The sequence below is a fragment of the Methylobacterium hispanicum genome (assembly GCF_022179285.1).
Classification (GTDB): Bacteria; Pseudomonadota; Alphaproteobacteria; order Rhizobiales; family Beijerinckiaceae; genus Methylobacterium; species Methylobacterium hispanicum.
Window position 1 is genome coordinate 241,427 of the sequence record NZ_BPQO01000004.1, and the last position, 18,796, is coordinate 260,222.

Consider the following 18,796-nt stretch of genomic DNA (forward strand, 5'->3'; position numbering starts at 1 on the left):
TTAATGGCCCAGATTGTGTTGGTCTTTACCGCTCTCGGTAACAGACCGAGCGCGAATCCATAATACAGGTGATTCTACGTCACCGTGCCGGCGCCCGGACCTGGAGGGTCGATCCGAGAGGAGTTTTTCCCGCCGACCACGCCGGCGGGACCAGCGCCGATCCAGGGTACGGGTGGGATGCATTTTAGGAACTGCGCCAGGCCGGATTCAACGGTTGGCCGGTCATCGTTCCTTCGTGGCGACGCACTCACGGCTGCCGCCGTATGGGGAAGCCGAAAGCAGGCAACAGCACGAGCGCCGGAGTGGCGGACGGCGATCCGTCGCGCCGGCCTACAGCCCCGCGAGGGCGCAAGGAAAGAACGACGGGCACGTGAATCCGGCAAGCCGACCGGCAATCATATCGATGGAAGGAACGAACGAGGTGGCTTCCCATTTTCCTTACGGGTGTCGACCCTGGCGTTCCTATCGGGAGTGGGGTGTTCGGATGTATCCAACCGCAAGTGCCGAGGCCGCCCTGCCGACGGCGCCCGTGCTTTTCGCGCAGGCTGCGGCGGGTCGCCGCTGCACTTCGCTGGTGCCTGCCGGACCGGCTTCGTCGGCCTCCGAGAAGAGTTCGGGAGCAAGGTGCGGGTCTGATTTGCCGCATTCGACCGCTTCGCGGCCTCGTACAAGATTTGTTGAGGTCCTCCTCTGCGCCGTACGGGCATCCACCCTCTCCCCCTTAAGTATTATACACCGCGGCGTCGGATATGAACCATCCAGCGAGCTGGACCGTTCAGCCCTGGCCGGTTCCACCTCATGAAGAAAGTCATCCGCATCCATCCACTCCTTGCGGCGCAAAATCACGGCGGCGATCACAGCCCCCGGTCACTGCCGACCGCCGCGAACCGCCTGGACCTCGCTGCCCAGGTGGCGGCCGCCGGGATGGAGTCCGCCCGGCCAGTTCCGGATTGGGTATCGGCCTCCCCCGGTATCCGCACGCACCTTCGCGTTGCTTCCGGGATGGCCATAGCCCGCTCGTCGGCGCCTGCCGCCCCGGAGGTCGTGCTTCATTCCCCCGCGATCATCGGCGAGGCCACGTCCCCCAGCATCCCCCATCGGGATCTCCCTACGGGATGGCCGCGCGAAGGCGAGGACTTCCCGCCCGACCAGTCCCGTCCGAGGTCGTGGTGAAGTCCGCCCAGGTTCGAAGGGTGCTGGGCATCATCCTCGTCTTCCTGCTCATGGCCGTCGCCGGGTTGGCCTTGGGACGCATCCTTGCCGGCGAGGGCTATCAATCGGTCTACGAGTTGTTCGGCCCCGTATGAGGCCGACGGCCGAAGAGCGGTCCCTCCCCGCATGGCCCCAGCCATTTGGCCTTTGCGGCTGGTCGGGCCATGAGGGTTCCGAGGAGTGCGCGAAGCATGAAACGGGAACCGCTTGCAGTCCTGCGCGAGGTGTTCGGGCATGCGGAGTTCCGCGGCCCGCAGGAGCAAGTCATCCACCACGTGGTCGCAGGCGGCGATGCGATCGTTCTGGCGCCGACGGGCATCGGGAAGTCCGCGACCTTCCAGGTCGCCTCGCTCTGCCGCGAGGGTACGGGCGTGGTCGTCTCGCCGCTGATCGCGTTGATGCAGGACCAAGTCCAGCAGCTTGAGGCCGCCGGCGTGCGCGCCGCCTTCCTGAACTCGACCCAGAGCCAGGACCAGCAGCGGCGCGTCCGGGACGAGTTCTCAGCCGGACGCCTGGATTTCCTGTACGTGACCCCGGAGCGCGTCGCGCTGCCCGGCTTCCAGTCCCTGCTCGCGAAGACCAGGATCTCATTGATCAGCGTCGACGAGGCGCACTGCATATCGCAATGGGGTCACGATTTCCGGCCGGAATACAGGGAGCTGGGCAAGCTGAGGACTTTGTTTCCTCACGTGCCGTTCATCGCCCTGACGGCCACGGCCGACCAGCAGACCCGGGCCGACATCGCCCGCGGCCTCTGCCTCGAAGACGCCCTCATGGTGACGACGAGCTTCGACCGGCCGAACATCGATCTCACGATCACGCCCCGCGAGAGCGCCAACGACCAGCTCCTGGCGTTCATCAGGGCCGGAGGCAAGGGCGAGACGGGCATCGTCTACTGCCTCTCCCGGAAAAAGGTCGAAGCGACGGCGGCATGGCTGAAGCGGCGCGGCGTCGACGCCATCCCCTATCACGCCGGCTTCGACGCGCAGACGCGCAGCAGAACCCAGAAGGCCTTCATCGAGCAGGACGGCCTCGTCCTGGTCGCCACGATCGCGTTCGGCATGGGGATCAACAAACCGAACGTGAGGTTCGTGGCCCATGCGGATCTGCCGTCGTCGGTCGAGGCATATCAGCAGGAGATCGGTCGCGCCGGCCGCGACGGGCTGCCGTCGAGAGCCATGATGCTCTACGGGGCCCAGGACATCGTCCAGCGAAGGCGAATGATCGAGGAGGGCGATGCCGATCCGAACATCAAGAGGACGGAGATCGCCAAGCTGAATGCCCTGGTCGGTCTCGCGGAAACGGTCGGCTGCCGTCGCCAAGCCGTGCTCAACTACTTCGGAGAGACCCACGCCGGCAACTGCGGCTCCTGCGACACGTGCCGGTCCCCGGCCGCGACCGTCGACGCGAGCGTGGCCGCGCAGAAGTTCCTGAGCGCCGTCTACCGCACCGGGCAGCGCTTCGGTGCGGCCTACGTGATCGACGTGCTGCGGGGCAAGTCGTCCGACAAGCTGCGCCGCAACGGGCACGACAAGCTGCAGACCTTCGGCATCGGCGCCGATATGGACGCTTCCGCTTGGCAGGGCGTGCTGCGCCAGCTCGTCGTCCAAGAGGCCATCGTCGTCGACCACGACGCCTTCGGAGGCCTGAAGTTCGGTACGGCCGCCCGGGCGATCCTGAAGGGCGAGACCAAGGTCGTGATGCGTGAGGACCGCCGGATGCGGGCGACCGACGTCATGTCGTCGCTCAAGGCTTCCGTCGCCGCCAAGCAGCAGCTGGCCCCGGAGGACGAGGATCTGTTCCAGACGCTCAAGGCGCTCCGCTCGGAGCTCGCGCGCCAGTCCGGCGTGCCGGCCTACGTCGTCGCCCAGGACACCACTCTGCTCGCGATCGCCCGGATCAAGCCCGCGGACGTCCAGGCCATGGGCCTCGTGCCCGGCTTCGGGCAGGCGAAGATCGCAAAATACGGCTCGGCCTTCGCGGCCGCCGTCGTCGGCCACCTCCACGAGAACGGGCTCGACGACGTGGAGCCTGCCGAGGCCGAGGACATTCTCGGTGCGCCGAGCCCTTGAGGCTGTTCTGGAGCGCCCACGCCGAGGCGGGTCCGATGCCCCGCTCCTTGGTCGGGGGACCCGAAGCGAGGCCGGATGGAAAACGGGAGCCGGTCCCGAGCCGAGTGTGTTCCCCGACGCCCAGTCGTACCATGCCCCGGGATGGCTGGTAGCCTCGGCGAAGCGCTTCGCGCCTCTGGAATGGAGGCCGACGTAGTCGACGAGGCTCGGCGCCGCCTCAGACCGGTGCTCGGAACCATGGTGATCTCGGCGGGACGTTGTTCCGCTTGGGCGCGATGGGCAGCTCCCGGGGCAGTTAATCTGGGATTGCCGTGAAGACGGGCATTCTTCTCACTTGCCAACGTGGCATCAAACATATTGGAAACATGAATCGAGTCAGCAACTGACATTCAGAAGCCGTTCATCGCTTGCGTACTTGGATGCTGCCACGAAATTGCATGCGGGGACGACCATGAAGAAGCTTGCCCTTTCGACCCTGGCCACCGCCGTTGCCGGGTCGCTCCTCCTGAGTTCGGCCGCGGAAGCCCGACCGGGCTACCGCGGCGGCGGCTACTACGGCGGACACGGTGGTTACGCACGTCAGGGGGGCTACGGCGGATACCGTCACTACGGTCACCGCCGCGGCGGCAACATCGGCGGCGCCCTCGCGGCGGGCGCGTTCCTGGGCATCCTGGGAGGCGCGATCGCGGCCTCGCAGGCGCCGTCCTACGGCTACGGGTATGCGCCAAGCTACGGCTACGGATATGCCCCGGCCTACGGCTACGGCTATCCCGCCTACGGGTATTGAGCAAAGCCGGCATATCACTTCGGGGGGCGCCTTCGGGCGCCCTTCTGCGTTTCATGCGGCGTCGTCGGGAGCGGGATCCTCCTCCGGCGTTCGTGACCGTTGCCTCTGGGCCCAACCACCCTGCACAAGAGCCCGATCAAGCCCGCCTCGGCCGGCGGCGAGGTCGCAAGGGATGTCGGGCCGCCGCGCTCCGCGTGCTCGAGGCGTCTTTCGCCCGACCCGGCGATGATGCCTCTCCGCCGCGGAGTGAGGCTCCGGGCCTGCCGGTGCACGATCCCGAGTCCGCTTGGAATAATGATCTCAGACTCTGCCGCATGGTGGCCGGCGCAGAACCCTTCGAGCGGCGCGTCGAGACCGAACGTCTGCAACTTCCAGTTCCAATCGGTGGATCAATTTTACGCACTTTCCTCGGAAAGGGTGTAGCCATGCCTGCTACATTGAGTGCCTGAGATCAGGGCGCGGGGCAGGCCAAGCAGAAATGAAAAAGATATTTACTCTCGCTGCGTGCTTCATCTCAGCCTCCATGCATGTAGATGCAGCCAGAGCGTTGGACGGAACCGGATGGTGGGTCTTGATAGGCTCTTTCCCCGCAGAGTTGAAAGACACCAACGCCGAGCATCGCTATATGGAAGCAAAGGCCCGGCCTTGTGGGCTGCGCTACTTCAATGATCGCTCCGGCAAGTGGCTTGGATTCAGTGAAGGTCGTACGGCTTTCGTTTCGCGCGGCGCGCCCTTTCCGAGCAAAGCTCAGGCCGAAGGCGAGCGGCAACGCATCCGGCAATGCTTTCCAGATGCGTATGTCAAGTATGGGCAATACCTGGGCGAGTAGTTTCCTTGGTACGATCGGCGATCCGTCCACTCATGGCGGTGCCGCCGCTTCGTAGTGATTTGTGCTGGTAGTGTTCCGATGCAGTTGATGATCCCAAAGGATATGGTCAGAACGTCGGTGGCGTCTCCGGACGTCGCTCGGCCTGGGTTGCCGTTCGCCTCCAAGATCCTGATCGGATCTGCGGCCAGTGCCGTGCTTGCAGTTGCCGCAGCCGGATTGGCCCTCACGTTCGGCAGCAGCGCCGCGATCGGTTTCGAGCCGGTTGCGAAGTCATCCAGTTCCGGAGGACTGGCCCCCCTGTCTCGGTCCATCCCCGCCGAAGCGTCGCAGATACCGCCACAGCCAGTCGCAACCGAAGCGAATGTGCCGATATTCCGCATGCCCGATGAGGCCTTGAACTCAGGTGCTGGCAGGCATGGCCAGCGGCCAGAGACAGAATCCTACGTGGCAGCCGACAGTGCAGCCCGCATGCCTTACGAGGGCCGCTGGTATGCAAAGTATCATGCAGATTGCTACAATGGCACCGACGATTCAGAGAGGGTGCCTCTGCGTTTCACTTCGAGCAATCTGAAGTTCTATGAAACCAGCTGCAACGTTCGGTCTGTAAGACGATTGGGCGGCAGATTCAATCTCAAGTCCAAATGTACGTTTGAGGGAATATACTCGGAATCGAATATCACTCTCGACTTTGTCGATGCCGACACCATGCGTGTCAACGCCTATGAAGCAGCTGGCATCGATGGCGCGCTTTACAAGCGGTGCAAACCGAAACAGAACGCGCACGCCCTGCCATCGGCGCCGAACGCTGAAAGAACGGCAGCCTCTCATCCGAAAAGGCCCCGTAGATCCGAGGTCGAACGCTGCTCTGGCGTTTTCATTCGCGACTCATGTGGGCCAAATAAGATTGGCTGCAGCGTCCCCAAAAAGGCTGGAGATACAGCGGATTTCATGGCGTCCGACCAGACCGACGGCGTCAGGACCTACGTCGTTTACCGGATGGACCATTATGCGGCATCGGATGTCCGATTGGAGCCCAATTGCCGGTTGCCCAGTTACAACATCGATTCGGAGATTCGCAGACGACAAAGCAATTTACGGATGATCGACCAGATCCTGTCGGGCCGCCCTTGAGAGCGGCTCAGCACGGTTCGAAGTGATCGAAGATGCCGAGGCGGACAGAGAGGCCGGTCAGGGTACCATCGATGTCGGCCGTCGCTCGTGGCGCACGGGCGGTCGGCGGACCCGCCTGAACCAAGCGTGCAGGCGCTCTATCGTCCAACCTCAAGGGAACTACCCCTCCCTGCCATCGGAGCTGCCCCCTATTCCTTGAGTTCGGAGATTTCCCGGACGGTTCCGAAACCGGCCCGGAGCCGGAACTGGAAGCCCTGCAGGCAGGCCTCCAGCAGTTCGCCGTCCATCTCGGAGCGACACGCGTCCACCGCCTGGATCTCTTCGTCTACGGACCTCATACCGGCTTCCGAGGCCAACGCTGATGCGGGCACCCCGTCGACGACGACCAGCAGCGGTGTTCCTCCGCCGGCGAGGAACCTCTCGAGGGCCGTGAACCGGTTCCGCAGGGTGGCCGCGGCAGCGGCGTCCACGACGTCGAGTCGTTCGAGGGCTTCCGCGCACTGCGACAGGATCTCGCCGCCGAAGGCCGCCCCGCTGCGAGCGTATCGGATCGCAGGCGTGCGGCACGCAGCGACGTAGAGTTCGCCGTGCTGCCAGTTCGCGTGTCCGGTCGATTGCTCGAGAATGTTGGCTTGGTACCACTCGGGCTCGACGCCGGCGCCCTGAAGATGCGCCCACGTCGCCCGCAGAAGGGCGATCGCGTCCTCCGCATGCGGCCAGGGGCGCGTGGTCCCGCCGACCTCGAAGAGATCGCGGAAGTGACTGGAGGTGCCGTGATACAAGGGGAACGTGATGTGCTGCACGGGTCCTGGATCCCCTCCGAGCGCCTGCCCATGACATCCCGTGGTCCGCGCCACAAGGGCGACGTCGCCTCCCGGTCCTTGGCCGGATCAGCTCAGGGTTGCCGATTCCGCGAGTTGCCCCACCTTCGCGCCCAACAGGCTGGCGATGGGTCGGCGCAACATCGAGGGGGGCCTTTGCCGAGCAATGCAGACCGATCGGGCGCGGGCCGGCGGCGACCTCCGGAACTGCAGGAGGACCCTCGCTTCGAGGAGCGTCTGAAGGCTATCAACGAGCTCAGGCGGCGGAAGGGATGGCCGACCATTTCCGTCACCGGGGATGCGCCTCGGACCGAGAGCGCCTTGCGATACTTCGCCGAGCGTAGCGGCGTCGACTTGCCGCCATAGCGCTTACCGAGGGGGCGGGCTCACGGCCAATGGACCGGACGAGCTCGCCGCCGGTCAGGGAGACGGCGAGTTGGGTACGTCGCCTGCGGACACCCGGATACGCGCATCGACGAGCTGCTCGAAGGCAGCCTTGTGACGGGGGTGCACCTCGAGATTCCGACAAAGCCAGTATTTCAGGCTCCTAGGATCCTGGTCGCTCGACCACGCATCGAGCAGGCGGCCGGCTTCAGCGAGGCCGGTCGCCGCGATCGCGTCACCGTCCATCATTTTCTGCGAGCGCCGCCACCACGAGTAGTAGTCGCTGAGATCCATGCCCGTCACGTAGCGGGATGCCTGGAACTCCTGCCGGATCGCTTCGAACTCGACCTGAGTGCAGGGTGTCTCCTTGAACGCCCGGTCGTAGCGGAACCGGATCCATGCGGCTTCGCCGACTTTTTCGCCACCGTCCTCCAGCAGGCTTACGAACAAGAGTTCCTTGGCGCGCAGGAGGTCCACGAGTTCCTGCCAAGCGAGCCGGAAATCCTCCCCCTCCCGCCGGAGCGGGACGCCGACCTCGGTCAGCATCTCGAACAATGGTACGCGCCGGACCGCCTTCAACGCCTTCGCCGTTTCCGCGAACTCGCGCGAGCCGGCCGCGAGTTCGGCCACGACGTCGCCGTTTACGGCAAGGGCGAGCCGGACGATCCGTGGCTTGTGGGAGTCGACCTTGCTCCCCCCGTAGTGGTTCTTCGTTCCGGCCAGAGCCATCTCGACCCGACCTACGATCGCGAACTCGGCGGGATCCCCGCCCAAGGCCTTGACGCGTTCGCTCAGCAGTTCCATGCCGGACACTCCTTCGATGCCGCGAAAGTCTGCCAGGGCGGCGCAAGCCGCAACCTCGTTTCGAACCGGGCGGCCGATCGCAGCCTGGGAGAACCTCTCTTCGAAAGATTTCGTAAACCAATCAAGAAGGAATGAATCTCGGATCGCACCATCTCGCGACCGTTCGATTGATGGCCGACTCCGGGCTGGGTAGACCTACTTCATCGACCGACGGATCAAGCTCCGTTCGGATCGTCTGTCGACTTGGGTGGGCGTGCTTCGTGCATGTCCACCCCTTTCGGTCCCAGAGGCGGAGGGCCTGTCCGCGCCACGAGTCGGCAGGGCGCCGCTTCGCAGCTGAACGGTCGGACGCTCGCGGCGACCGATCGGCGCGTCAGGCTCCGAACGCCGGTGCCGCCGCCATCGTCGTGTCCCAACCCGGAGCCGAGTTCAGGAGCCGCTCCGCCGAGGCGACGCTCTCCAGAATGTCCTGCCAATCCGGAATCTCGCCGTGGATCATCCCGCGCATGGCGGCGTAGTCGGCCTCGAGCGAGCGCGACATCGCGTCGTTCGGCATCAGCGTCAGGGTGCCGGGCTGCGCAAGGTCGAGACGATGATCCTTCCGGGCGAAGAAAACCTTGCCGTGCTCGACGCAGCGCCGCCCCATCGACAGATCCTCAAGCGCGTCCGCTCCATAGCTCGAGCGGATCAGCTGGTGGCAATCGTAGTAGTGCCGGGACAGCCGGTGGCCATTGCCCCTGACATCGCCGCGGCTCTGCGCCCATTGCCTCTGCTCGTGGAGGATGCGCAGCTTGTCCCAGAGGGTGCGCTCCGGCCGGATCGTCGTCACCCCCGGCACCGCGAGGTCGAAGTCCGGCACCAGATCCGCCACGTAGGGGAGGATCCGCATGTCCTCGCATGGGTCATGATCCGAACGTGCGCCGCTCTCGATCTTCACGCGCGGCGCGACGTAGCCGTCGCCCGGGAAGAGAGAGCGATAGGTAAGGAACAACGTCTGCCCGTCAGGATCCTCTTCGAGCGAGGCCGACTCGATCGAGAGCGTTCCTTCGGCGAGTCGTGCCGACGCTTCGAGCTCGGCGACAAGCATCCCGAGATGCGGAGCCAGCGTCCGGTGCAGATAATGCTGGCAGGCCGTGCGCAGCCCGTCGAGGACCCGTTCCCTCGGCCGCCTGCCCATCGACGCCAGATCCTCGACGCTGTCCGGGAAACCGAGGTCCTCGCGAAACATCGAGATGTCGACGTCCTCGCTGAAGCGTGAGATCAGCCCCCACGCCTTCGACAAGCTCGTTCCGCCCTTGAACAGAGCCCGCGGAGCGTCCGCGGGGCGGCGGTTGAAGAGCGCGTCCAACGTCAGGGCGACGTAGAAGTCCTTCTCGAGATACCGGGCCGGCATGCCGAGCGCGCTCTCCGCCTCGGCAAAGAGCTGACGGCGATCGGCCTGGTCGAACGAAAGGAATTCGGCGTAGGCGGGATTGATGCTCACGGTCTCATCCCAGATTGGGGCTCGTCGGGGTCCGGTCCTTCGCCGTCGCCCGCAGGCCCACTATGCCAGGAAGGAGCGAAAACCGGATCGAGTCCAGCCTCCTCCATGGCGAGGTCGATCTGGCCTCGCATCCAGTCCTCGACGAGCGCGACGCATGCCTGCAACTCGATCCGCGCCTCAGGGCCCTTCTCGCTCGCGAGATGCCGGGAGACGCAGCGTCGGATCCTGGCCCGTTCCTGTTCATCCCCGGACATCGTCAACAGGTCCTTGGCCCACGCGAGCGCCTGGACGACGACTCCGCCGGCGCGCCCGGCCCAGTGCAGCCGCCGCGCACTTCTCGTCTGGAACTCGATCGTCCGGTTGCCCAGCGAGATCGGCTGCAGCCGCAGGTCCGTCTCGACGACGAGCCTCGCCGGAACGAGATTGGTGATCCCGAGCTCGTGGGCGGCGGCTTCGGGAGGCACGAGCCAGCGTCCGCCCAGGCGGGAGACGACGGCGGCGACGACGTGCTCCGCCATGGGAACCGTCGGGCGCTTCGTCATCCGGTTTCTGGACGGGCTGTAGTAGACGCCGCGTGCGACCCGCAGGACGCGGAACTCCGCGAAGAACGCATCCCAGTCGCCGGACGCCCGGCTCGTCACGTAGACGCCCTCGCTCGAGGCGGCCAGCCTGAGGAGGTGCCGCTCGACGATCTCGTGCGGACCGAGGTCGGCGAAGTCGGACCACGTGAACACTTGGCCGGCGGCCGCGCCGGCTTGCATGCGCCGCATCAGCTCGAGACGCAGGGGCGAAAGCGGGGGGGCCATGTCTGCGCTCCATCTGTATGGGATGCGGTCATTTCATGATGCACGAAGTGGACGCATGCAGCCAGCAGGAAGGAACGGCGTAGCTACGTTATGATCGTTTCATGCATCATGAAATGGTCATATCGCTCCCTGCGCAAATTCGCCAGCGCGATCCGGAGCAGGCCGCTAAGGTGGCAGTTCGAGAAAACGTAAACGGCGCCAAGCAATCCCTGAACGCCCTTCCGGGCGGCTCCGACTGGGTCATGACGTGGGAACCGTGCTGTCCGATAGCGCTGGGTTCAGCAGCGCGCCATCACCCAAGAATGGCAAGTGCCGGTGGGGAGGTGACTAGCGGACACGTCGCGCGGCCCAACGTAATATTTCGTAAACCAAGCGAGTTAACCTTACCTTATGCTCGTTCAGGCAGAATAGTCGCATCAAGAATGGCTCGCCGGAATTGTTGAGCCTCAAGGTTGAAGACCATGCCCTTCGGCAGCATCAGTGCGGGTCGGTTCAGGATCGGCCGAAACAAGCTTCCGGCATCGAAGCCTGCTTCCACGGCGCATCCGACGACCTCGTAAGTCGAGACAAGATTGCGTGCGGCCGGACCGGCGCACCTATCTGGAGGCCCGCACCGCGCGTCGTCTGCGCAATCGGGCAGCGGCCGGCTCCTCTCGTCGCCAGAGGAGTGTGGCTTCCGAAGGATCTGCCGCCATGGATAGCTGGTCCGGCAGGCTCGGCGGCGGCACCGAGTGATCGAGGATGGAACGATGGAAGCCGGAAGCCTGTCCCGCCGCACCTTCATGGGAGCCTTGGCTTCACTGACGCTCGCGGGCCATTCCGCCGCGGCCGCGGACGATGAGATCCGCATCGCATTCGTGGGAGACTCCCTGTCCGACGGCATGTGGGGCGGAGCGACCCGGCTCATCGCGCGGGAGTCCTGTCTTGCTTCCCGGATCAAGCTCGGGCGCTTTGCCGAGAACGGTACGGGTCTCACCCGCCCCGCCAAGTTCGATTGGGTCGGCGAGGCTCGGACCGTCGTGGGCAAGTTCAAGCCAACGGTCTCGGTCGTGTCGCTCGGGCTGAACGACAGACAGAGCATCGTCGATGCCAGCAGGGCGCGTTTTGATCTCGGTACTCCGGCTTGGCGAGCCCGCTATGCCGAACTGAGCCAAGCTCTCGTCCGGAATCTTCGGTCCGGCGATGCAGGGGTGCTGTGGATCGGTCTACCCGTCCTTCGCGACAAGCAGAGTCAGGACGATGCGGAGGAGAAGAACGCGATCTTCGCGGAGGCGCTCAGGCGGTTGAACGATCCGAAGGTCCGCTACGTGGAGCCATGGCGGCAGACCCGGTCGGGACCCGGCCTCTTTCAGCCCTACGGCGCGGACGTCCGCGGCGTCCAGGTCCAGCTCCGCGCCCCCGACGGCATTCACTTCACCTCGGCTGGCTACGACGTCGTTTCCGCCCACCTGCTGCGCGAAACGACGGCCTTCATGAAGGAGCAGGGCCTCGCGATGGCGTATCCCTGCCAGCAGCAGGCACAGCGGTGAACGTTCTCGGATGGCGGCGCCGCGGCCTCGCCACATCCGGCGTCGCGATCGTGTCGCTCCTGGGGGTCGGAACGCTCTTCCTTGCAGCCGACAGAGATCTGCCAGCTGCTCCGGTTTCCGCTGCTCCAACCGACAAGCTGGCACCCGCTCAGCCGAGGACGAACGTCGCCGCGGCCGGCGGGGAACAGCTCGTTCTTCCGGCTTCGAGAGGACAGGCCCGCAGAAGCCTGTCCATTCTCCAGATCGGCGACAGCCACACCGCCGCAGATCTGTTCACCGGGATGGTCCGACAGATCCTCCAGGAGAAGTTCGGACAGGGCGGTATCGGCTATGTGAACGTGGGCACACCTCATCCCGGCGTGCGCAGCTCGCTTCTGAAGCTGACGGCGAGCTCGGGCTGGAGCTACGAAGACATCCGTCGCTCTGCACGTCCTGGCGCGTTCGGACTCTCGGGGTACAACGCGAGCACCAGCCGCGAAGGCGAGGTGCTGACCTTCGCCAGCGACATCCCGGCTCCGTACTCGGCGATCGAGATCGAGGCGCAGACGGACCGGGACGCCGGCTCGGTCGTCATAGAGATCGACGACGTCCCCGTCCTGTCTGCCTCGCTCGCTGCGGGGACGGCCGGCCCGAGGATCCTCGGAGTCCGGCCTGCCGCCGGCATAGCCTCGTTCAGGAGGTTGGTCGTCCGGACAGGTGAGGCGAAGCCGGTAGCCATCTCCGCCGTCGGCATCTTCCGTGAAGGCGCCGGCATCACCTACAGCAGCATCGGATACCCGGGCGCCACCGTCGACCTGCTCGCCAGGTTTCCGGAAAAGAGGTTCGTCGACGGCCTCCGTCGGTTGGCACCCGATATCGTCGTCCTCGCCTTCGGAACGAACGAGGGCTTCGACGCCAATCTCGATCCTGCGGCGTACCGGGAGCGGTACGTGTCCGCGATCCGTATGATCCGTCAGGCGCTCCCGCACGCCCGTCTGGTGATGATCGGACCGCCGCAAGGCGAGCGGCCGGTCACGGCCTGCAAGCCGGCCGAGGGCCGGCCGTGTCCGGCAACGGATCCTTCCGCGGAGCCCTCTGCCTCCCCCGGACGCCAGGACACCTGTTCCCAACGGCCCCCGCAACTCGATCAGGTGCGCGAGGTGCAACTGCGGCTGGCCAAGGCGGAGGGTATTCCGTTCTGGGACTGGTGGGCGATCATGCCGGCTGGCTGCGGTGCGTCCCGATGGGCGGCCACGGATCCGGCGCTGATGTCGAAGGACCGCGTCCACTTCACCAAGGCCGGATACCGGAAAAGCGCGGCGGGGTTTGCCGCCTTCGTCGAGTCGGAAGTCAAAGCATCACTCAGAGGCGAAGATGCTGTTCCCAACAATTGAGTTCGCCTTGTTCTTCATGCTCGTGCTGCCCTGTACGTGGCTGTTGAACCGGCGCAACGAGCTCAAGAAAGCGATGCTCGTCGTTGCGAGCTACGTCTTCTACAGCTTCTGGAGCGTCCCCTTCCTGCTGCTACTGTTCCTGTCGTCGCTGTTCAACTACGCCTTCGGCCTGCTCATTGGCGGATCCGTCGATCCGAAGCTGCGCAAGGTGCTGACCGGCCTCGCCGTCCTCTGCAACCTCGTGCCGTTGTGCTTCTTCAAGTACTACGATTTCGTCGCGGCCCAACTCCAGACGCTGGCAGGGTTCTTCGGCGTGCAGATGGAGCTCGGCTCGACCGGCTTCGCCGTGCCGGTGGCGATCTCCTTCCTGACCTTCCACGGCATCTCGTACGTCGTCGACGTCTACCGGGAGAAGGTTCGAGCCACCCGCTCGCTCGTGGATCTGCTCCTCTACATCAGCTTCTTCCCGCACCTCGTCGCGGGACCGATCGTGCGGGCATCCGAATTCCTCGATCAGCTCGCAAGGCCGTCGAACCCGAGAAACATCGACCTTGGAGGGAGCATGCTGCTGATCCTCGGCGGCTTGTTCAAGAAGGTCGTCGTCGCCAGCCACCTCTCGATCCTGTTCGTCGACCCCGTCTTCACGAACCCGCAGGCCTACGGGACGGTGGACCTGATCCTGGCGATGTACGCCTACGCCCTCGTCATCTACTGCGACTTCAGCGCGTACACGGACATCGCGATCGGCGTCGCGGACCTCCTCGGCTACAAGTTTCCCCGCAACTTCAACCAGCCCTATCTCGCGCTGTCGCTGCAGGAGTTCTGGCACCGGTGGCACATCACGCTCTCGACGTGGTTGCGGGACTATCTCTACATCCCGCTCGGCGGCAGCCGGCTGGGTCGCTGGCTCACCTACCGGAACCTGATCCTGACCATGGTGCTCGGCGGCCTTTGGCACGGGGCGGGATTGCAGTTCATCGTCTGGGGAGCGCTGCACGGCTTCGGCTTGGCCGCGGAACGCCTTCTGCGCGAGACGACGGACGAGGCCGGGCGCTTCCGCCGCTTCCTTCGGGGTGAATTCGGCGAGACGGTGCGCTGGCTCGCCGTGTTCCACTTCGTCTGCATCGCCTGGGTCTTCTTCCGATCGGCGGATGCGACCGGTGCAATCGACTACCTCGCCACGATCGTCTTCCGGATCGGCGACGGAGCGCCGATGACGGCCTCGCCGCTCGTCCTCGTCCTGATGGCGGCCGGCTTGCTGACGCACCTCATGCCGCCGGCGGGCTACGCCGCCGACGGAGAGGCCTTCCGCAAGGTCAATCTCGGAGCGAGGGTCGCGTTCAGCACGGCCGCCATCTGGGCCGTGATCATGCTCGCGCCCTCCGGGATGGCGCCCTTCATCTACTTCCAGTTCTAGATTCGAGAAAGCCATGTCCTTCACGACGACCGCTATCGAGTCCGCCGCCGCGCATCCAGTTCGGGATCTCGTGCCGGATCTTGCGACCGAAGGGATGGGAATCATCAGGATGGGGGCGGCAGGCAGAACCGTTGCGGCAGTGTACGCGACTTGCGCCCTTCTGGCTCTCGCCTACCCGCAGGCCCTCGCCTCCTGGCTCGACGACTTCGAACCGAACCCGGTCGTCGACGTGGCTCGGGCCGGGGTGGCCCGCTTGGTTGCCGTATCGGAGACCTTGGGCGTCGCCCAGACCTCGGAATACCTACGCGAAATCGGCAAGAGCATCACGCGCAAGCCGCAATGACCGCCTCGTGGCGCCAGGGCATGGGCAGGGGGAACGATGACCAAGAACGCTGCTTTGCTGGTCGCGGGAGTGCTCGGTAGCATCTGGATAGGCTCGAGTGCGCAGGCTGCCTGCATGGTGGTCGGCGACAGCATCGGCGTCGGGATCGGCATGGCGCTGAAGGGCGTATGCTCGACCTCGGCGAAAGTCGGGATCAGTTCGAGCGCCGTCGCCGATCGGGTAAGATCAGGAGGCCACTGGACGGTCGCATCTCTCGGCAGCAACGACTTTCCCCGCGGCATCCATCCGGCACAGCGGGCACAGTCGGAGATGCGCGTCCGCGGGGCTCTCGCCTCGATTTCGGCAAGAGCGGGCGATCGACTGCTTCTCGTCCTGCCGGCGAATGGTGCGCGAGGCCTCGTGCAGAGCTGGGCGGCCTCGAACGGCGTGCGAACGGTCTCCTTCGCTCCTGGCCCTGATGGGATCCATCCCCGCAACTATGCCGTGTTGGGGCGCGAAATCAGGGGCAGGATCGGGGAGTGACCCCGGATCCCGCCGGGGCGGGCCGGGGCACGGCACATCCGCACTCCGTCGAAAGGAGATGCATGGGACCGCACCGTTCAAGCCGAAAGGAACCGCCACGGCATCCGAACCACAGTTTTTCCTCCTTCGCGTCGGGCGGGCCTTGCGTCTTCAGCGAATCGGCTCCCTTAATGAAGGAATGAGTTTCAATCCTTTCTCGTGGGCCGACCTCCTCGATCGGGACGGCGTCCAGATCGTGGTCGACACCACCTTCATCCTGGTCGCAATCGGGCTCGCCGCCGCGCGATACCTGCTTTGACGTCGGGCTCGCCCAGCCTGCGTCGGCCCCAGGCCTTCGCCCGTCCTGAGGCCGGGGAGCCTCTCTCGTACGACCGGCTCGGCCTCCGCACTCTCCGGCCCTCCGATCTCCGAGCCCTCCTGGCGCGTGCCGGTTGGTACGGAAGGTTCCGACAGAGGCTTCTCCTCGATCTCATCGACACCTCGTGGTGCCGCCGCACCCGCGTCGATGCCGACGTCGCGCTCCGCCTGCAGCCCTGGCCTCTTCGGCTGCGCGAACGCGTCCACCCTTTCCACCCGAAGCCCAAGCGCCATCGCGGCGTCTGGGGCAGGGACCGCTCGAAGGCGGCCTCCCGTCGCGGCACATGCCGCCGCCCCAACGTCCATCGGCGCCAGACGGAGCCGACCATCACATGACCGAATCCAAGTCCCGCCACGGCGGACGTTCCCGATCCCGACCTGGACGGATCGAGCTGTCCGCAGGGATGCCGGACGCGTCCCACTCGTTCTTTCCCGGTACGGATGCCGAATCCATCGTCGTGATGACGATCGGAGGCATCGGCGCCATCGGCTCCAACTGGACGGCCTACGGGTGCGCGGGGCGCTGGCTTCTCGTCGACGCAGGGGCGGCCATGCCACCCAAGGGCGTCGCAGGACTTCAGCTCGTCGTTCCCGATCCCGCCGCTCTCAAGCAGATGTTCGCCCGGCTCGTCGCAGTCGTCGTGACTCACGCGCACTACGACCACATCGGCGGCTTGCCCGCTCTGGCTCCATTCCTTCGGGAGGGGACCAGGATCTATGCCACGCCTTTCGCAGCCGAGTGCGTCCGCAACCAGCTCGAGCGCTACCGCCTCGACGAGCGCGTCGACATCCGGACGTTCTCCCCGAATTCGAACCTGACCCTGAAGCCTTTCACCCTGACGCCGATACGCGTCGCGCACTCGACCCCCGAGGCGCTCGCCTTCGGCATCTCCACACCGGCGGCGCGCATCCTCCACACCGGGGACTGGAGGATCGACGAGGCGCCGAACGTCACCTGGAAGACGGACCTCGCCGCGGTCGCCCGCTTCTCCAAAAGCGGCCTCGCCGCCATGGTTGCGGATTCGACCTGCGCCGACCGTCCGTCGCCCGCACCCAGCGAGCAGACGATCACGGAGAACTTCGGCCGCTTCCTGGAAGGCCGCCGCGGCCTCGTCGTCGCGGCGTGTTTCTCGAGCCACGTCGACCGCGTCGCCGGCATGATCCAGGCCGCGACGACGGCGGGACGCACGGTCTTCATCGCCGGAAAGTCGCTCATCCGGACCCTGGCGACCGCACGGGACGCCGGCATCCTCGACGAGCGCCACGGCTACGATACGGACCTCAGGAACCTCGAGGGTCTCGATCCATCCCGAGCCATGCTGATCTGCACCGGCACCCAGGGCGAGGGCAACGCGATCCTCAAGCGGCTCGCCGACGACGATCACAACCTGCCGGCACTGGAGGCCGGCGACTGCGTGGTCCTGTCGGCCCGCGTGATCCCGGGGAACGAGGAGGAGGTGGCGGTCATCGCGTCCGCCTTCCGCCGGGACGGGATCGAGGTCGTCATGGGCGAGGTCGACGGCCTGCCGCTCCACGCCTCCGGTCATGCCTCGCGTCCCGAGATCGAGGCCATGCTCGCGGCCGCCTCGCCCCGCCTGCTCATCCCGGTCCACGGGGCCGGCCATCACCTCGCCGCCCATGTCGAGCTCGCCGAGGCGGCCGGCATCGCCGAATGCGCGGTTCCGGCGAACGGCCGCGCTCTTCGCGTGACCCGGACGGGCTGCGAGGTCCTAGGTACCGTCGAGTTGCGGCCCATGGCGGGCGTCAGCCGCAACGGCCGCCTCGTCCTCAAGCCGCTGGAGATCGCCATCGAGGAGGCGCTCGCCTCCGCGCGGCGCGCCGCGGCTCGCGAACAGACCCCTGCCGCCCGATCGCCTGAGGCCTTCGGTCAAATCCGGGATCCGGCGCCGGGCCGGTAGACCCGCGGCCGGCCCGGCTGGGCCGCGCGCAGGTGGGCGACCTCCTCGTGCCGGCCTCGTCGGGCGATCGGCGCCTCTGAACGCCACGCCGGCTCTTCCGTGCTGCGGCATCCTGGATCGCCCGCACGGTGATCGCGCCGTCAGACGCGGGCGTGGATCCCGACCGGCCCCCGCCCACCGTCGACGGCACCTGGGCAAGCGGTGCCGCCGGCTGCCGGATCGGGAGGAGACATCGGGCTCATCGCCGTACCACCCGCCCGCGAGATCCAGGTCGCCGCTCGACGGCGGTCGGACGACATCGACTCGCCGGTACCCCCAAGGACGGTTCGGGCCCGACTCCCGCGGATCCGTCGAACGTGTACTCTGGCAGCGCGCGCCTACTCGCGTGCCGGGAGACACCGCCATGTCCACGCTCACGACGCTCGGCGAGATCCAGGTCAACCGCAACCTCGCCATCCCGCGGAAGCTCGCGGACAATCCCGTGCGCACCGTCGCACTGGATGCGATCCAGCGCCGCAACGCCGTGCTCGACGCCGTCTTCTACGACGTCGCGGCGATCCGGCCCCACGAGACGGCAAAGCTCGCCTTCTGGCTCGCGCGCGAGGGCGCGATCATCATGGTGCCGCCCTCCGGCAGCTCGGCGGAGCTGGAGGTCTTCCTTACGCCGCAGGAGTACTTCGCGTCGGGCGGGGAGGGGACCGCGCTCACCGTGGCGGGCGTCGGCAGTTCGGCGCTCGGGGCCGCCGCCTTCGCCCGCAACGTCGCCGACGCGCTGGGCAAGCCGGTGGTCGCGGTGGTGTCCGGCTACGGCCTAGCCGACCTGCTGACCGAGGCCTTGGGCGGCTTCTTCCTGTTCGGGGTGCTCAACAGCGTCCGGCACGCCTTCGAGCCGCTGGACGAGGTGACGAAGCTGTTCACGCGCAGCGAGCGGAAGGCGGAGGAACTCAGCGGGTCCTGATACGCCCGCAGCAGCCGCGACACGCGGACCGTCGTCGCGCTCCTGAAGG

16 protein-coding genes are annotated in these 18,796 nt (G+C 66.1%); 12 read left to right on the forward strand and 4 right to left on the reverse strand.

Annotation, left to right across the window (positions count from 1 at the left end; genetic code table 11):
* Window positions 1-1,169: 1,169 nt before the first annotated feature.
* The 5 genes from MFF56_RS06710 to MFF56_RS06730 all read left to right on the forward strand — a co-directional run bounded on the left by MFF56_RS06710 (window position 1,170) and on the right by MFF56_RS06730 (window position 6,031).
* Window positions 1,170-1,307: a hypothetical protein gene (locus MFF56_RS06710; RefSeq protein ID WP_238229836.1), complete on the forward strand. Its 138-nt coding sequence runs from the start codon at window positions 1,170-1,172 to the stop codon at window positions 1,305-1,307.
* 96 nt (window positions 1,308-1,403) lie between these two features.
* On the forward strand, window positions 1,404-3,284 hold the full coding sequence (gene recQ, locus MFF56_RS06715; RefSeq protein ID WP_238229837.1) for a DNA helicase RecQ: 1,881 nt from the start codon (window positions 1,404-1,406) through the stop codon (window positions 3,282-3,284).
* A 451-nt stretch (window positions 3,285-3,735) separates the two neighbouring features.
* Window positions 3,736-4,071 carry a hypothetical protein gene (locus MFF56_RS06720; protein WP_238229838.1) on the forward strand — a complete coding sequence of 112 codons (336 nt, stop codon included), beginning with the start codon at window positions 3,736-3,738 and terminating at the stop codon, window positions 4,069-4,071.
* Window positions 4,072-4,549: 478 nt separating this feature from the next.
* Window positions 4,550-4,900 (forward strand): SPOR domain-containing protein, encoded by a 351-nt coding sequence (locus MFF56_RS06725; protein ID WP_238229839.1) that lies wholly within the window; start codon window positions 4,550-4,552, stop codon window positions 4,898-4,900.
* A 78-nt stretch (window positions 4,901-4,978) separates the two neighbouring features.
* Entirely contained in the window at window positions 4,979-6,031 is a 1,053-nt protein-coding gene (locus tag MFF56_RS06730; RefSeq protein WP_238229840.1) for a hypothetical protein, read from the forward strand.
* 188 nt (window positions 6,032-6,219) lie between these two features.
* Here MFF56_RS06730 and MFF56_RS06735 read toward each other — a convergent pair whose 3' ends face one another.
* From MFF56_RS06735 to MFF56_RS06750, 4 genes are all read right to left on the reverse strand, one after another.
* A complete protein-coding gene (locus MFF56_RS06735; protein ID WP_238229841.1) occupies window positions 6,220-6,834 on the reverse strand; it encodes a hypothetical protein in 615 nt (204 codons plus the stop codon).
* A gap of 438 nt (window positions 6,835-7,272) precedes the next feature.
* Window positions 7,273-8,040 carry a hypothetical protein gene (locus MFF56_RS06740; protein ID WP_238229842.1) on the reverse strand — a complete coding sequence of 256 codons (768 nt, stop codon included), beginning with the start codon at window positions 8,038-8,040 and terminating at the stop codon, window positions 7,273-7,275.
* A 373-nt stretch (window positions 8,041-8,413) separates the two neighbouring features.
* The gene (locus tag MFF56_RS06745) at window positions 8,414-9,388 is read right to left on the reverse strand and encodes a nucleotidyl transferase AbiEii/AbiGii toxin family protein (protein ID WP_238229843.1); all 975 of its coding nucleotides are present in this window, start codon (window positions 9,386-9,388) and stop codon (window positions 8,414-8,416) included.
* A gap of 131 nt (window positions 9,389-9,519) precedes the next feature.
* Window positions 9,520-10,329 carry a DUF6088 family protein gene (locus MFF56_RS06750; RefSeq protein WP_238229844.1) on the reverse strand — a complete coding sequence of 270 codons (810 nt, stop codon included), beginning with the start codon at window positions 10,327-10,329 and terminating at the stop codon, window positions 9,520-9,522.
* Window positions 10,330-11,078: 749 nt separating this feature from the next.
* Here MFF56_RS06750 and MFF56_RS06755 point away from each other — a divergent pair.
* The 7 genes from MFF56_RS06755 (at window position 11,079) to MFF56_RS06785 (ending at window position 18,747) form a co-directional block, all read left to right on the forward strand.
* A complete protein-coding gene (locus MFF56_RS06755; protein WP_238229845.1) occupies window positions 11,079-11,858 on the forward strand; it encodes an SGNH/GDSL hydrolase family protein in 780 nt (259 codons plus the stop codon).
* Window positions 11,855-13,231: a GDSL-type esterase/lipase family protein gene (locus MFF56_RS06760; protein ID WP_238229846.1), complete on the forward strand. Its 1,377-nt coding sequence runs from the start codon at window positions 11,855-11,857 to the stop codon at window positions 13,229-13,231. Before MFF56_RS06755 ends, MFF56_RS06760 begins: the two co-directional genes overlap by 4 nt.
* Window positions 13,212-14,648, forward strand: a complete 1,437-nt coding sequence (locus MFF56_RS06765; protein ID WP_238229847.1) for an MBOAT family O-acyltransferase — start codon at window positions 13,212-13,214, stop codon at window positions 14,646-14,648. Before MFF56_RS06760 ends, MFF56_RS06765 begins: the two co-directional genes overlap by 20 nt.
* A gap of 13 nt (window positions 14,649-14,661) precedes the next feature.
* Entirely contained in the window at window positions 14,662-14,991 is a 330-nt protein-coding gene (locus MFF56_RS06770) for a hypothetical protein (RefSeq protein WP_238229848.1), read from the forward strand.
* A gap of 36 nt (window positions 14,992-15,027) precedes the next feature.
* The gene (locus MFF56_RS06775; RefSeq protein WP_238229849.1) at window positions 15,028-15,513 is read left to right on the forward strand and encodes a hypothetical protein; all 486 of its coding nucleotides are present in this window, start codon (window positions 15,028-15,030) and stop codon (window positions 15,511-15,513) included.
* A gap of 761 nt (window positions 15,514-16,274) precedes the next feature.
* Window positions 16,275-17,789 carry a ribonuclease J gene (locus MFF56_RS06780; RefSeq protein ID WP_238229850.1) on the forward strand — a complete coding sequence of 505 codons (1,515 nt, stop codon included), beginning with the start codon at window positions 16,275-16,277 and terminating at the stop codon, window positions 17,787-17,789.
* A gap of 403 nt (window positions 17,790-18,192) precedes the next feature.
* A complete protein-coding gene (locus MFF56_RS06785; protein ID WP_238229851.1) occupies window positions 18,193-18,747 on the forward strand; it encodes a hypothetical protein in 555 nt (184 codons plus the stop codon).
* Window positions 18,748-18,796 lie beyond the last annotated feature (49 nt).